The sequence below is a fragment of the Streptomyces sp. NPDC047043 genome, assembly GCF_040644055.1.
Classification (GTDB): Bacteria; Actinomycetota; Actinomycetes; order Streptomycetales; family Streptomycetaceae; genus Streptomyces.
The window spans coordinates 120,276-133,614 of sequence record NZ_JBEYVO010000018.1 but is presented as its reverse complement, the minus strand read 5'-3'; the positions used below and the strand labels follow the sequence as shown (position 1 = coordinate 133,614).

The 13,339-nt window shown below is 71.4% G+C and carries 11 protein-coding genes and 1 pseudogene; 7 read left to right on the top strand and 5 right to left on the bottom strand.

Annotated features, from left to right (window positions below; genetic code table 11):
- Positions 1 to 92 precede the first annotated feature (92 nt).
- Positions 93 to 298, top strand: a pseudogene (locus ABZ880_RS27650) (hypothetical protein); the annotation flags it as partial.
- Here ABZ880_RS27650 and ABZ880_RS27645 read toward each other — a convergent pair.
- Positions 295 to 1,149: a helix-turn-helix transcriptional regulator gene (locus ABZ880_RS27645; RefSeq protein WP_361267726.1), complete on the bottom strand. Its 855-nt coding sequence runs from the start codon at positions 1,147 to 1,149 to the stop codon at positions 295 to 297. The pseudogene ABZ880_RS27650 and the gene ABZ880_RS27645 sit on opposite strands and share 4 nt — an antisense overlap.
- 119 nt (positions 1,150 to 1,268) lie before the next feature.
- Between ABZ880_RS27645 and ABZ880_RS27640 the strand changes: the two genes are divergently transcribed.
- Positions 1,269 to 2,123 (top strand): NAD(P)-dependent oxidoreductase, encoded by an 855-nt coding sequence (locus ABZ880_RS27640; protein WP_361267724.1) that lies wholly within the window; start codon positions 1,269 to 1,271, stop codon positions 2,121 to 2,123.
- Between the two features lie 4 nt (positions 2,124 to 2,127).
- Here the strand turns inward: ABZ880_RS27640 and ABZ880_RS27635 are convergent, their stop codons facing one another.
- The 4 genes from ABZ880_RS27635 to ABZ880_RS27620 form a co-directional block, all read right to left on the bottom strand.
- Positions 2,128 to 3,387, bottom strand: a complete 1,260-nt coding sequence (locus ABZ880_RS27635) for an MFS transporter (RefSeq protein ID WP_361267722.1) — start codon at positions 3,385 to 3,387, stop codon at positions 2,128 to 2,130.
- On the bottom strand, positions 3,384 to 4,706 hold the full coding sequence (locus ABZ880_RS27630) for a GH1 family beta-glucosidase (protein ID WP_361267720.1): 1,323 nt from the start codon (positions 4,704 to 4,706) through the stop codon (positions 3,384 to 3,386). The genes ABZ880_RS27635 and ABZ880_RS27630 overlap by 4 nt, the downstream gene beginning before the upstream one ends.
- 73 nt (positions 4,707 to 4,779) lie before the next feature.
- Positions 4,780 to 5,046 (bottom strand): protealysin inhibitor emfourin, encoded by a 267-nt coding sequence (locus tag ABZ880_RS27625; protein WP_361267718.1) that lies wholly within the window; start codon positions 5,044 to 5,046, stop codon positions 4,780 to 4,782.
- 21 nt (positions 5,047 to 5,067) lie between these two features.
- Positions 5,068 to 6,135, bottom strand: a complete 1,068-nt coding sequence (locus ABZ880_RS27620) for a M4 family metallopeptidase (protein ID WP_361267716.1) — start codon at positions 6,133 to 6,135, stop codon at positions 5,068 to 5,070.
- Positions 6,136 to 6,455: 320 nt separating this feature from the next.
- Between ABZ880_RS27620 and leuA the strand changes: the two genes are divergently transcribed.
- The 5 genes from leuA (at position 6,456) to ABZ880_RS27595 (ending at position 13,205) form a co-directional block, all read left to right on the top strand.
- Positions 6,456 to 8,177, top strand: coding sequence for a 2-isopropylmalate synthase (gene leuA, locus ABZ880_RS27615; RefSeq protein WP_361267714.1), 1,722 nt, complete (start codon positions 6,456 to 6,458; stop codon positions 8,175 to 8,177).
- A 184-nt stretch (positions 8,178 to 8,361) separates the two neighbouring features.
- Complete coding sequence (locus tag ABZ880_RS27610; RefSeq protein WP_361267712.1) at positions 8,362 to 9,057, top strand: TerB family tellurite resistance protein; 696 nt, start codon at positions 8,362 to 8,364, stop codon at positions 9,055 to 9,057.
- 137 nt (positions 9,058 to 9,194) lie between these two features.
- On the top strand, positions 9,195 to 11,276 hold the full coding sequence (locus ABZ880_RS27605; RefSeq protein ID WP_361267710.1) for an MMPL family transporter: 2,082 nt from the start codon (positions 9,195 to 9,197) through the stop codon (positions 11,274 to 11,276).
- Positions 11,277 to 11,286: 10 nt separating this feature from the next.
- On the top strand, positions 11,287 to 12,540 hold the full coding sequence (locus ABZ880_RS27600) for a sensor histidine kinase (RefSeq protein WP_361267708.1): 1,254 nt from the start codon (positions 11,287 to 11,289) through the stop codon (positions 12,538 to 12,540).
- A complete protein-coding gene (locus ABZ880_RS27595) occupies positions 12,537 to 13,205 on the top strand; it encodes a response regulator transcription factor (protein WP_361267706.1) in 669 nt (222 codons plus the stop codon). Before ABZ880_RS27600 ends, ABZ880_RS27595 begins: the two co-directional genes overlap by 4 nt.
- The last annotated feature ends 134 nt before the right edge of the window (positions 13,206 to 13,339 follow it).

Sequence of the window (13,339 nt, the reverse complement as noted above, 5' to 3'; positions counted from 1 at the left end):
GATGCCGGCCGCGTGGCGGTAGCCGCACATTGATGCAGCCTGGACCTTCACGTGAAGGTGGCGAAGGACTGGCGGCGGGATCCTCGGCAGTTGCGCAAGCTGGGGTTCTGAGCGGGGTGGGGCGGGGCCGCATGCGGCTGAGGGCGGTCGGCGGCGAGTCGCGGAAGCGGATCGAGGCGCTGTTGGGGATGCCGGCCGCGTGGCGGTAGCCGCACATTGATGCAGCCTGGACCTTCACGTGAAGGTGGCGAAGGACTGGCGGCGGGATCCTCGGCAGTTGCGGAAGCTGGGGTTCTAAGGGGTTGCTCCCTGTGGGGACATGTCCTGCAGGCCCACCACCCGCAGCAGTTGCAGGCGTTCGTGCGACTCCGTGCCCGGGCGGGCCGTGTGGATGATGAGGGCGTGGTGGTCGTCCTGGTTCAGGAGGATCTCGCAGTCCAGCTCCAGCAGGCCCACCAGAGGGTGCCGGAAGCGTTTCGTCGACCGGCGGCGCACCGCCACCTCGTGCTCGGCCCACAGGCGGGCGAACTCCTCGCTCCCCGCCCGTAGTTCGGCCACCAGCGCGGCCGGTTCCGGGTCGTCGGGACGCGCCGCCGCCACCGACCGCAGGTTGGCCACATGGGCCCGCGCGTGCTCCGCCACGTCCTCCGGCGGGAACAGCTCCCGCGCCGCCGGGTCCAGGAAGAAGCGGCGCAGCATGTTGCGGTCCCGCGGCGGGCGCGCGAACGCGTCCCCGCTCAGCGCCCGCGCCATCGCGTTCTGCGCCAGCACCTCGCCGCAGTCGCTCACCACCGACGCCGGGGTGTCGTGCAGCCGGTCCAGGACCAGAAGCAGACCCGGGCGTACGTGATCGGACACGGTCCCGTGGCGCGGCGGCTCCTCGCCCGCCAGGTGGAACAGGTGGTCGCGTTCGTCGTCCGTCAGCCGCAGCGCGCGGGCCAGCGCCGTCAGCATCTGGCGGGACGGGCGCGGGCCCCGGGACTGTTCCAGCCGGGTGTAGTAGTCGACCGACATGCCGGCCAGCTGCGCCACCTCCTCGCGGCGCAGGCCGGGGGTGCGGCGCCGGGCACCCGGCGCCAGCCCCACGTCGGACGGATCCAGTCGGGCACGGCCGCGGCGCAGGAAGTCGGCAAGTTCGGCTCGGTTCACCTCTTCAGCGTGCGGGAGACGGCCCGGCTTATCCAGGGACTGTCGATCCCCCGATCGGGAGGTCTCTCCCGCTCCCCGCGCCACCCTCCAAAGCTGGTCGGCAACGAGAGGAGCAGAACATGCTGACATTGGTGACCGGTACGACGGGACAGGTCGGGCGGCGCTTCGTGCCGAGGCTGCTGGCCCAGCGCCGGCCCGGCGAGGAGGTCCGGGTGCTGGTGCGCGACGCGGCTCGCGGAGAGCGGTTCGCCGAGCTGGGCGCCCAGGTCGTCGTCGGCGACCTGCGCGACGCCGAGGCGCTCGGCAAGGCGGTGGCCGGGGCGGACGCCGTCATCAACGTCGCGGCGGCCTTCCGCGGGGTGCCGGACGAGGAGGCCCGGGCCGTCAACCGGGACGCGGCCGTCGAACTGGGACGCGCCGCGCTCGCCTCCGGCGTACAGCGCTTCGTGCAGGTCAGCACGGGGTTGGTGTACGGCGTCGGACGGGGCCGCCCGGTGACCGAGGAGGACGAGAGCCGGCCCGGCGGGTCGATGTGGGGCGCCTATCCCGAGTCCAAGGCCGCGGCCGAGCGGGAGCTGCTCGCGCTGGACGGCATGGACGTGCGCATCGGCCGGCTCCCCTTCGTCTACGGCGAGGGCGACCCGCACCTGGCCCAGTCGCTGATGTGGGCCAAGAACTGGGCTGCCACCCAGCGCCTGCACATGGGACACCACGCGGACGTGGCCCAGGGCCTGCTGCGCATCCTGCACGCACCGGGCATCGCCGGCCGGATCTACAACATCGCCGACGACGCCCCCGTCACGGCGCTCGAGCTGCACCAGCTCAACGGAGCGGAGGTCCCCGCCGAACTCCACGACCGCACCGATCCCGACCCATGGCTCGTGATCATGTCCACCGAGCGCATCCGCCGCGAGCTGGGCTACCGGCCGCTGTATCCGTCGGTGTACGCGGCCCGGGACGCAGGCGCCCTGTAGGCGCTCACTCCACCCCTCTGATCCGCCCCACCAGCACCGCCCCCGCCAACCCGATCACGGCGGCCACCAGGTACAGCACCCGGTAGCCGCCCAGATACGTCACGATCGGCGCGGCGAGGGCGGGTGCCGCCACCTGGGGCAGGGCGTTGGCGACGTTGATCACGCCCAGGTCCTTGCCGCGGTCCAGGGCCTTCGGCAGCACGTCCGTCATCAGGGCGAAGTCGACCGATGTGAACACCCCGAAGCCGATCCCGAGCACCGCCGCCGCGACGATCGCGCCGGGCCACGTCTGCCACGCCGCCAGGCCCGCCGTCGCCACCGCCATCAGCACGCCCGACCAGACCACGAACGGCTTCCTGCGCCCCACCCGGTCCGACCACACCCCGCCCACGACGACCGTGGCGAGGAGCGTCAGTGCGTTCACCGCGGTCAGGATCAGCACGCCCTGGTCGGGGTCGTCGTAGTGGAGGCGATCGCGCAGGTAGTACAGCAGGTACAGCAGCACCAGCGCGTTGCTGAGGTTGATCAGGAAGCGGGTCAGCCAGGCCCAGCCCAGGTCCGGATACCGGCGCGGGCTCAGCCAGAACCCGGCGAGGAAGCCGCGCCAGGCCCACGCCGGCCGGTCCGCGTCCGTCAGTCGCAGGTCCGGATACCGCAGGACGTACGGCAGCACCCCGACCACCGTGAACACCGCGCACGCCGCATACCCGGCCCCGATGCCTCCGGCCGCCGTCGCGAGCCCGGTCCCGCCGACCACCCCGAGGATCTGCGCGGCCCCCAACCAGCCGCCCACCGAGCCCCGTTGGAGCCGCGGCACCCGGTCCGGCACCGCGGCCGTCACGGCCGCGAAGGCCGCGTTCAGCGTCAGCTGGACCAGGCACCAGCCCGCCGTCATCGTCCACACGCCGCCCGCGCCCGCGAGCAGCAGCAAGGAGAGGGCTCCGCCCGCCGCCCCGGTCACGATCCACGGCGTACGGCGGCCCCAGCGCGAGGTCGTCCGGTCCGACAGCGCGCCGAAGAGCGGGTTGGCGACCAGGGACACCACCGCGCCGATCCCCGTCACCCACGCCAGCATCGTCTCCTTGGACATGCCGGAGCCGGGCGCGAAGTCCTTCGCCTGGGAGGCCAGCAGGATCTGCAGCGGGCCGAACCAGCCCACCCAGATCGCCCCGTTGGCAAGCGACAGGGACGCCGTCCAGCCCCGGCCGACCCGTTCGACGGGCTCGGCGAGCGCCTCCGCCGAAGCCCTCGAAGGGGCCGTCATCTCTGCGCCCGCAGCACGTCCCGGAACCAGCCGTACGAGGCCTTCGGCGTGCGCTTCTGCGTCTCGTAGTCGACGTGGACGAGACCGAAACGGCGCTCGTACCCCTCGGCCCACTCGAAGTTGTCCAGCAGCGACCACACGAAGTACCCGCGCACGTCCACGCCCGCCTCCAACGCCCGGTGCAGGGCCCGGAGATGGCCGTCCAGGTAGGCGATCCGGTCCTGGTCGTCGAGGCCCTCGTAGGAGCAGCCGTTCTCGGTGATGACGACCGGCGGTAGCTTGTCGCCGTAGCGCTCGCGGAAGCCGGTGAGCAGTTCCGTCAGCCCTTCCGGGACCACGGGCCAGCCGAAGTCCGTCACCGGGACCTCCTCGATCTGCCTTACGGAGAAGGGGAGTTCGGCCGGGATCGTCAGGCCGCCGAACTCGATGTCCGCGCCCTGCGGGGCGCCCACCCGGGTCGGCGCGTAGTAGTTGACGCCGTACCAGTCGATCGGCTCGGCGATGACCTTCAGGTCCGCCTCGACGTCGCCCGGCATCAAGTCGCCGATGCCCTCCGGGTATTGGCCCAGCAGCAGCGGGTCGGCGAACAGGCGGTTCAGCAGCAGGTCGTAGAAGTCGGCCGCCTCCACGTCCGCCGTCTCCTCGGACGCCGGCCAGGTCGGGCCGTGCGAGTTGGCGATGCCGATGTCCGTGGCGCCGGCCGCGCGCAGGGCCCGTACCGCCAGGCCGTGTGCGAGAAGCTGGTGGTGGGCGACCGGGAGCGCGTCGAACATCAGCTGCCTGCCGGGCGCGTGGGCGCCCAGCGCGTGTCCCAACAAGGTATGTTCCGCGGGCTCGTTGAGGGTGATCCACTTCTTCACCCGGTCGCCCAGCCGCTCGGCGACCATCGACACGTACTCCGCGAAGCGGGTTGCCGTGTCCCGCTCCAGCCAGTCCAGGTCGACCGGCAGGTCCCAGTGGAAGAGGGTCGGGACCGGGCGTACGCCGGCCGCGCACAGTTCGTCGACGAGGCGGTCGTAGAAGTCCAGGCCGCCCTCGGAGCGGACGCGGGGCCAGGAGGTAGAGAAGCGGTACGCGTCCACGCCCAGGTCGGCGAGGAGGGCCACGTCCTCGCGGTAGCGGTGGTAGTGGTCGCAGGCCACCGCCGCGGTCGAGCCGTCCTTCACCCGCCCCGGCTCGGCGGTGAAGGCGTCCCACACGGACGGTTCGCGTTCCTCGGCCGCGCCCTCGATCTGGTGGGCCGAGGTCGACACGCCCCACAGGAATCCGGCCGGGAACTGCGGAATCGGGTTCGCTGCCTGCAGCGGATCAGTCGCCATGCGCCGGATCATCCTTACCCGCGGTAACGGAAGTCAACGGGCAGGCGTGAAGAACCGGTTACGCCCCTGCCGGTCAGGCCCCTTCCTTCAGCACCCTCGAGATCAACTTCCGCTGTTCCTCCGTGAGTCGGGGATCGGCCGCGTACACCGTCTTCCCGTCCACCGTGATCTCGTAGCTGAAGCCGTCCGGCACCCCGAGCGGGGGCGTGCCCCGGCCGGACGCGAGGGCGCGTTCGGCCAGGGCGTGCCACTCCTGGGCATCGGGCCGCCCCGAGGTGTTCACCTCCGCGTGCCGCTCGATGCCGGCGAACCCACCCGTACGCCTCACCTGAATACGCATGGGTCCCTGTCTAGTACGGAGTTACAGGATCCGCACCCCGACCTGCTCCCACGCCTTCTGTACGGCCTGGAGCTCCTCGCCCTCGTTGAAGCGGGCCTTCGCCGCCGCCACCGTGAGCTTCGCGAAGTCGTTGAAGAGGGCCTGCGAGGACAGTTCGCCGCCGGTCAGGACGTCGTACCAGATCTGTCCCGCCTTCTCCCAGGCGTGGCCGCCGAGTGCGGAGGCGACCAGGTAGAACGCGTGGTTGGGGATGCCGGAGTTGATGTGGACGCCGCCGTTGTCGCGGCCGGTGCGGACGTAGTCGTCCATGGTCGCGGGCTGCGGGTCCTTGCCGAGCACGTCGTCGTCGTACGCGGTGCCCGGCTCCTTCATCGAGCGCAGGGCCTTGCCGGTCACGCTCGGGGCGAGCAGTCCCGCGCCGATCAGCCAGTCGGCCTCGGCGGCGGTCTGGCCGAGCGTGTACTGCTTGATGAGCGAGCCGAAGACGTCGGACATCGACTCGTTCAGGGCGCCCGGCTGGCCGTAGTACGTGAGGTTCGCGGTGTGCTGGGTGACGCCGTGGGTCAACTCGTGGCCGATGACGTCGATCGGGATGGTGAAGTCGAGGAAGATCTCGCCGTCACCGTCGCCGAACACCATCTGCTCGCCGTTCCAGAAGGCGTTGTTGTACTTCTCGTCGAAGTGGACGGTCGCGTCGAGCGGGAGGCCGTCGCCGTCGATCGAGTGCCGCTGGTAGGCCTTGAGGTAGAGCTCGAAGGTGGCGCCGAGCCCGGAGTAGGCGCGGTTGACCGTGGCGTCCTTGCCCGGGTCGGCACCCTCGGCGCGCACCTTGCGGCCGGGCAGGTCGGTCCTGTGCCCGGCGTCGTAGATGGTGCGCAGCGGCTGGTCCGACGGTGCCTTCGCCGACGGCGCGGCCGCGAGGCCGAACTCCGTGGTGACGCGGCGCCTGCCGCGCAGCTCGCTGTCGCGCATCAGGGTGCGCTGGGCGGGACCGGAGAGTGCGGGGTCGTCGTTCCGTGCCAGTTTGTCGAGGACGTGCGGCGGAACGACGGTGCAGAAGACGGGCTCGAAGCCCCCGTTGGTCGTCATGCCCGGCACCCTTGCACTGAGTCATGACCGTGTCACTACCCGCAACCATGATTGGTGAAATATACGGACAGGGAACCGCACGCTCCGTGACGAAGTGGTATGGCGCACTTTTTGTCCCGTTCATCCCTCGGGTCCCGCATACTGATACGGCGCCCCGCACGGGGAGCGGCTCGGCTAGCATGCTTCGCATCATGCGTTTCGGGCTGCTTCTTCTTAGCTGCCGCGGCGAGGGCCTGTAGTCCAGGTCGACTCCCTCCCCGCGGAGCTTGGCGTTGCGTCGTCGGCCGTCCTTCCGGACACCCTGAGGAGCCCGAGTCATCATGGCGAACCGCCAGCAGCCCAGCAGCATGCCGATCCACAAGTACGGCCAGTACGAGCAGGTCGACATTCCCGACCGGACCTGGCCCGAGCAGCGGATCACCTCCGCGCCCCGCTGGCTCTCCACCGACCTGCGTGACGGCAACCAGGCACTGATCGACCCGATGTCGCCCGAGCGCAAGCGCCGGATGTTCGACCAGCTGGTCAAGATGGGCTACAAGGAGATCGAGGTCGGCTTCCCGGCCTCCGGCCAGACCGACTTCGACTTCGTACGCTCCATCGTCGAGGAGCCGGGCGCGATCCCCGACGACGTCACCATCTCCGTACTGACCCAGGCCCGCGAGGACCTGATCGAGCGGACCGTGGAGTCCATCAAGGGCGCCAAGCGCGCGACCGTCCACCTGTACAACGCCACGGCTCCCGTCTTCCGCCGCGTGGTCTTCCGCGGCTCCAAGGGCGACATCAAGCAGATCGCCGTCGACGGCACGCGTCTGGTGATGGAGTACGCCGAGAAGCTGCTGGGCCCCGAGACCGAGTTCGGCTACCAGTACAGCCCCGAGATCTTCACCGACACCGAGCTGGACTTCGCGCTGGAGGTCTGCGAGGCGGTCATGGACGTCTGGCAGCCCGGCCCGGGCCGCGAGATCATCCTCAACCTGCCTGCCACGGTCGAGCGTTCGACCCCCTCCACACACGCCGACCGCTTCGAGTGGATGGGCCGCAACCTGTCCCGCCGCGAGCACGTCTGCCTGTCGATCCACCCGCACAACGACCGGGGCACGGCCGTCGCCGCCGCCGAGCTGGCGCTGATGGCCGGCGCCGACCGCGTCGAGGGCTGTCTGTTCGGCCAGGGCGAGCGCACCGGCAACGTCGACCTGGTGACCCTGGGCATGAACCTCTTCTCCCAGGGCGTCGACCCGCAGATCGACTTCTCCGACATCGACGAGATCCGTCGCGTGTGGGAGTACTGCAACCAGATGGAGGTCCACCCGCGCCACCCGTACGTGGGCGACCTGGTCTACACGTCCTTCTCCGGCTCCCACCAGGACGCCATCAAGAAGGGCTTCGACGCCATGGAGGCCGACGCCAAGGCCAAGGGCGTCACGGTCGACGACATCGAGTGGGCGGTCCCGTACCTGCCGATCGACCCGAAGGACGTCGGCCGCTCCTACGAGGCCGTCATCCGCGTCAACTCGCAGTCCGGCAAGGGCGGTATCGCCTACGTCCTGAAGAACGACCACAAGCTGGACCTGCCCCGCCGGATGCAGATCGAGTTCTCGAAGATCATCCAGGCGAAGACGGACGCCGAGGGTGGCGAGGTCACCGGCTCCGACATCTGGGCGGTCTTCCAGGACGAGTACCTGCCGAACCCCGAGAACCCGTGGGGCCGCATCCAGGTCCGCAACGGCCAGTCGACCACCGACACCGACGGCGTGGACACGCTGCGGGTCGAGGCGACGGTCGACGGCGCCGACACCGTACTGACCGGCACGGGCAACGGTCCGATCTCGGCCTTCTTCGACGCCCTGCAGAAGGTCGGCGTGGACGCCCGCCTGCTGGACTACCAGGAGCACACGATGAGCGAGGGCGCCTCCGCGCAGGCCGCCTCCTACATCGAGTGCGCGATCGACGACAAGGTTCTGTGGGGAATCGGCATCGACGCGAACACGACGCGTGCGTCCCTGAAGGCGGTTGTTTCAGCGGTCAACCGGGCCGCCCGCTGACCCCTCTGACCGGGCATTTCGGGGCCCTGACCGTCGTATACGGCGGTCGGGGCCCCGTCGTTTATCGGCCACTCGCCCGTGGAGGTCACGGAAAGGTCTCGTCCAGGGTGCTGACTACTCCTTACCGATGTGGCTAACATCACGACACCGCTGCGATGTTGCCGCGGTGTTAAGGAGGTGCGACGTGCTGCCAGTACGGGGACGAAACGGCCGAGAGGCCAGGCCTGCGCGCTTCCTGGGCACCCGCACCGCGTGGACGCCCGTGGGCGACGGCGAGTTCTTCTGCCCGGGCTGCGGGGGCGACCGCAACTACCAGCGACTGACGGGCCGTCGCCGCTTCACCCTCCTCGGCGTCCCGGTCCTGCCGCGCGGGGAGACCGGACCGGTCGTCGAATGCGCCGCCTGCCGCCGTCACTTCGGCACCGACGCCCTCGACCACCCCACCACCACCCGCTTCTCCGCGATGCTCCGCGACGCCGTCCACACGGTCGCCCTCGCGGTGCTGGCCGCGGGCGGCACCTGTTCCCGTACGGCCCTGGAGGCCGCCGCGGGCACGGTCCGCGCGGCCGGCTTCGACGACTGCACGGAGGAACAGCTGGCCGCGCTCGTCGAGGCGCTGGCCGCGGACACCGGGCGGGTGTACGGCCAGTCCTGCGGCGCCGGACTCGCCATAGAGCTGCACGAGGCCCTCGACCCGCTCGCCCCGCACCTCGCCCCGGTCGGCCGCGAGTCGATCCTGCTCCAGGGCGCCCGCATCGCCCTGGCCGACGGCCCGTACACCCCCGCCGAACGCGACGTCCTGTCCACGGTGGGCGCCGCCCTGACCATCTGCGCGGACGACGTGAGCAGGCTGCTGGCGGCGGCGCGTACGCCGTCCTGATACTCCCCAGGGAGTAACGCCGTACGAGAGTCACCCGCCGCAGTAACCCCGAACTCGCTCCCGCGCCCGACGATCCGCCCCCTTCCCACCGGGAGTCTGGAACCGACCCAGACACCCGACCGGAGGGAGGCCCGTCCATGGGGGCCGCAAGGACGACCGTACGGCGACGGCGTGCCGTGCCCTGGGTGGTGCTCGGCGTGTGGCTGGCCGCCCTCGTGCTCGCCGGACCGCTCGCCGGGAAGTTCGGTGACATCCAGCAGAACCGCTCCGTCGACTACCTCCCCGACAGCGCGGACTCGACCCGAGCGGCGCGCATCCAGGACCGGTTGCCGGGCGGGGAGGCCACCGACCTGGTGCTCGTCTACCACCGCGACGGCGCGCTCACCGCGGCCGACAAGCAGAAGGCCGCCGAGCAGGTCGCCGACATCGGGACGGCCTACAGGCTGACCGGGAAGCCGCAGGCGGTCCCGTCCCGCGACGGCAGCACGTTGATGTACCCCGTCTCCAGCACCCAGCCCGGCCAGGACGACAAGGCGCGCGACGCCTTCGTCGACGGTGTGCGCGACATCGCGAACGGCGGCTCGGGGCTGAGCGTCGAGGTCGGCGGGCCCGGCGCTCTCAACACCGACATGAGCAAGGTGTTCGGCACCATCGACGGCACCCTGCTCTACGCCACCCTCGGCGTCGTCACCGCACTGCTCGTCCTGATCTACCGCAGCCCCTTCCTGTGGCTGGTGCCGCTCGCCGTCGCCGGGGTCGCGGCCGGGATGGCGATGGCCGCCGGGTACGGCCTGCATGAGCTGTTCGGCGTCACCGTCACCGGCCAGAGCGGCGGCGTGATGACCGTCCTCGTGCTGGGCGCGGGCACCGACTACGCGCTCCTGCTCATCTCCCGCTACCGCGAGGAACTACGCCGCCACGAGCGCCCGTACGAGGCCATGCGGGCCGCCCTGCGCGGCTGTGGCCCTGCGGTCCTCGCCTCCTCCGGCACGGTCGCGGCCGGGCTGCTGTGCCTGCTCGCCGCCGACCTCAACAGCAGCAGGGGCATGGGTCCGGTCGGCATGGTGGGCGTGCTGGCGGCGCTGGTCGCGATGACGACGCTGCTGCCGGCCCTGCTCGTCCTGCTCGGCCGCCGGGTCTTCTGGCCGCTGATCCCCGCCTTCGGCAGCGAACCCAGGGCACGCCGGTCGCTGTTCTCGGCGATGGGCAGTTCGGCCACCCGCCGTCCGGTCACCGTGCTCGTCGGCGGCGCCGTGCTCCTCGGCGCGCTCGCCCTCGGCGCCTTCAACCTCCCCGGCACCCTCAAACAGGAGGACTCCTTCACCGAGAAGCCCGAGTCCATCTCCGCCGGCCAGACCCTCGCCCGCGCCTTCCCCGGGCAGAGCAGCCAGCCCATCACGGTCATCGCCCCCGCCGACAAGGCCGCCTCCGTTCTCGCCGAGGCTCGTGCCACGGACGGGGTCGCCCGGGCGGCGACCGGCCGCACCGGCTCCGGCTGGACCGAGATCTCCGTGTACGCCACCGCCGCCCCCGAGACACCGGGCGAGACGCGGACCATCAAGGCCCTGCGCGCCGGGCTCGACGACACCTACGGCACGTATGTGGGCGGCCCCAGCGCCCAGCAGCTCGACCTGGCGGACAGTCAGGCCCGGGACCGCGAGGTGGTCGTACCGCTCGTCCTGGCCGCCGTGTTCGTGATCCTCGTAGGACTGCTGCGGAGTCTGGTCGCGCCGCTGATGCTGCTCGTCGCGGTGGTCGCGGTGTGGGGCGCGGCGCTGGGCATCGGCGGGCTGGTGTTCGGGCCCGTGCTCGGCTTCCAGGGCACCGACTCCGGGCTCGGGCTGCTGTCCTTCGTCTTCCTCGTGGCCCTCGGTGTCGACTACGGCATCTTCCTCATGCACCGCATGCGCGAGGAGTCCGTCGCGGGCGCCGAGCCGGAGGTCGCGGCGCCCACCGCGCTGCGGACGACGGGCGGGGTCATCGCCTCCGCGGGAGTCGTGCTCGCCGCCACCTTCGCCGTGCTGACCACGCTGCCGCTGGTGGGGCTGGTCGAGCTCGGGTTCGTGATCGCGGTCGGCGTGCTGCTGGACACCTTCCTCGTACGGACGTATCTGGTGACGACGGCGAGCGTGCTGCTGAAGCGCAGGGTCTGGTGGCCGGGCCGGCTGTCGCGGGAGCCCGGGGCGGTGGCGCCGGAACGGCAGCCGGAGCCCGTGTGAAGTGCGGAGAATGAACCCCGTGCAGGAGACGACGACAGGGACGCGGCCGCGGATGGGTGAGCGGGTCATGGCGGTGGTCAACCGTGACCCGCGCACCGCCCCGCACGGCACCCGCAACGACACGATCCTGGCCGCCGTCCTCGCGGTGGTGGCCGTATGCCTGGCGCTGTCCACGGACCAGAGCCGCCGCCCCGACGCCCTCGGCTGGACGCTGCTGCTCGCCGCCCATGTCCCGCTGGTGTGGCGGCGGCGCCGTCCGATGCTCGTGCTGACCGCGGGGCTGGTGCTGCTCGTGCCGTACCACGCCCTGCAGAACAACCACTTGGCGGCCACCCCGGCCACGGTCGTCGCGCTCTACACGGTCGCCGTCACCGGCCGCCCGCTGCGCACGATCCTCACCGGCGTCGTCGTCCTCGGCATCTCCACGGGCGTGATGCTCACCGTCAGCACCCACCAGGCCGTCGAACTGCTGCGCATCTCCGGCTGGGTGATCGCGGTGCTCTTCTGCGGCGTCGACGTCCGCTACTACCGCCAGTACGTGACCTCGATCGTCGACCGCGCCGAGCGCGCCGAACGCACCCGTGAGGAGGAGGCGCGACGCCGGGTCGCCGAGGAACGCCTGCGCATCGCCCGCGACCTGCACGACCTGCTCGCCCACAGCATCACCCTCATCGGCGTCCAGACCTCGGTCGCCGCGCACGTCCTGGCCGCCGACCCGGAGCGGCTCGACCGCGAGACGGTCGCGAAGGCGCTGGACGACATCGCCGACACCTGCCGCACCGCGCGCGGCGAACTCCGCACCACCCTGGAGGTGCTGCGCGCCTCCGAACTCGGCGGCGGCCGCGGCCCGCTCCCCGGCCTCGACGGGCTGCCCGATCTGGTGGAGGCCGCACGCCTCGCGGGCGCCCGCGTCGAGCAGACGGTACGGGTGGAGCAGGTGCCGCCCGCCGTGGGCGCCGCCGCGTACCGCATCGTGCAGGAGGCGCTGACCAACGCGGTACGGCACGCCGGCCCCGAACCCGCCGTACGGGTCGAGTTGTACGAGGACGGGGGCGCCCTGCTGCTGTCCGTCACCGACGACGGCACCGGCCCCACGCCCGGCACCGCGCCCGGCTTCGGGCTCGTCGGCATGCGGGAGAGGGCCCGCAGCGTGGGTGGCACACTCGACGCCGGGCCGCGGGCGGGAGGCGGCTTCGAGGTGACGGCCGTACTGCCGCTGACGACCGTTCAGGAGAAGACGGTGACTCTGGAAGGGACCGGATGACCATCCGTGTGCTGCTCGCCGACGACCAGACCCTGGTGCGGGCCGCGTTCGCCATGCTCGTCGAGTCGGCGCGGGACATGGAGGTCGTGGGGCAGGCGGCGACGGGCCGGGAGGCGGTGGAGCTGACCCGTGGGGAGCGGCCCGATCTGGTGGTGATGGACATCCGTATGCCGGATCTGGACGGCATCGAGGCGACCCGGCTGATCGCCGCGGACGAGGACCTGGCGGGGGTGCGGGTGCTGGTCCTCACCACCTACGACACCGACGAGAACATCGTGGAGGCGCTGCGGGCGGGGGCCTCCGGCTTCCTCGTCAAGGACACCCGTCCGGCCGAACTCCTGGATGCCATCCGTACGGTGGCGGCGGGCGAGGCGCTGCTCTCGCCGGGGCCCACGGCAAGGCTGATCGAGCGGTTCCTGCGCAGCCCGTCGACGCCTGCCACGGGCGGTCCCGAGTGCCTGTCCGACCGGGAGCGTGGAGTGCTGGCACTGGTCGCGCGGGGCCTCAACAACGCTGAAATCGCTGATGTGTTGGACCTCAGCCCGCTGACGGCGAAGACCCACGTCAGCCGGATCATGGGGAAGCTGGGGGCGCGGGACCGGGCGCAGTTGGTCATGGTGGCCTACGAGTCGGGACTGGTGACTCCGGGAACCATGGGCGCGTGACCCTCCTGAGAGCCTGTGAACGAACCCCCGCCTGCGCTCCGACGCCCGGCACGCGCGCTCGCGGCGTTGCCGAACCGCCCACGTGGCTCCTCCCCCACTCTCGGCTCCGCTCGAGCGGGGGGACCCCCATCGAG

What these genes read in the sequence shown, in the direction of transcription:
- ABZ880_RS27640 (WP_361267724.1), top strand. Translation starts at nt 1,269, where the DNA reads ATGCTGACATTGGTGACCGGTACGACGGGACAGGTCGGGCGGCGCTTC.
- ABZ880_RS27635 (WP_361267722.1), bottom strand. Translation starts at nt 3,387, where the DNA reads ATGACGGCCCCTTCGAGGGCTTCGGCGGAGGCGCTCGCCGAGCCCGTC.
- ABZ880_RS27630 (WP_361267720.1), bottom strand. Translation starts at nt 4,706, where the DNA reads ATGGCGACTGATCCGCTGCAGGCAGCGAACCCGATTCCGCAGTTCCCG.
- ABZ880_RS27625 (WP_361267718.1), bottom strand. Translation starts at nt 5,046, where the DNA reads ATGCGTATTCAGGTGAGGCGTACGGGTGGGTTCGCCGGCATCGAGCGG.
- ABZ880_RS27620 (WP_361267716.1), bottom strand. Translation starts at nt 6,135, where the DNA reads ATGACGACCAACGGGGGCTTCGAGCCCGTCTTCTGCACCGTCGTTCCG.
- leuA (WP_361267714.1), top strand. Translation starts at nt 6,456, where the DNA reads ATGGCGAACCGCCAGCAGCCCAGCAGCATGCCGATCCACAAGTACGGC.
- ABZ880_RS27605 (WP_361267710.1), top strand. Translation starts at nt 9,195, where the DNA reads ATGGGGGCCGCAAGGACGACCGTACGGCGACGGCGTGCCGTGCCCTGG.
- ABZ880_RS27600 (WP_361267708.1), top strand. Translation starts at nt 11,287, where the DNA reads ATGAACCCCGTGCAGGAGACGACGACAGGGACGCGGCCGCGGATGGGT.
- ABZ880_RS27595 (WP_361267706.1), top strand. Translation starts at nt 12,537, where the DNA reads ATGACCATCCGTGTGCTGCTCGCCGACGACCAGACCCTGGTGCGGGCC.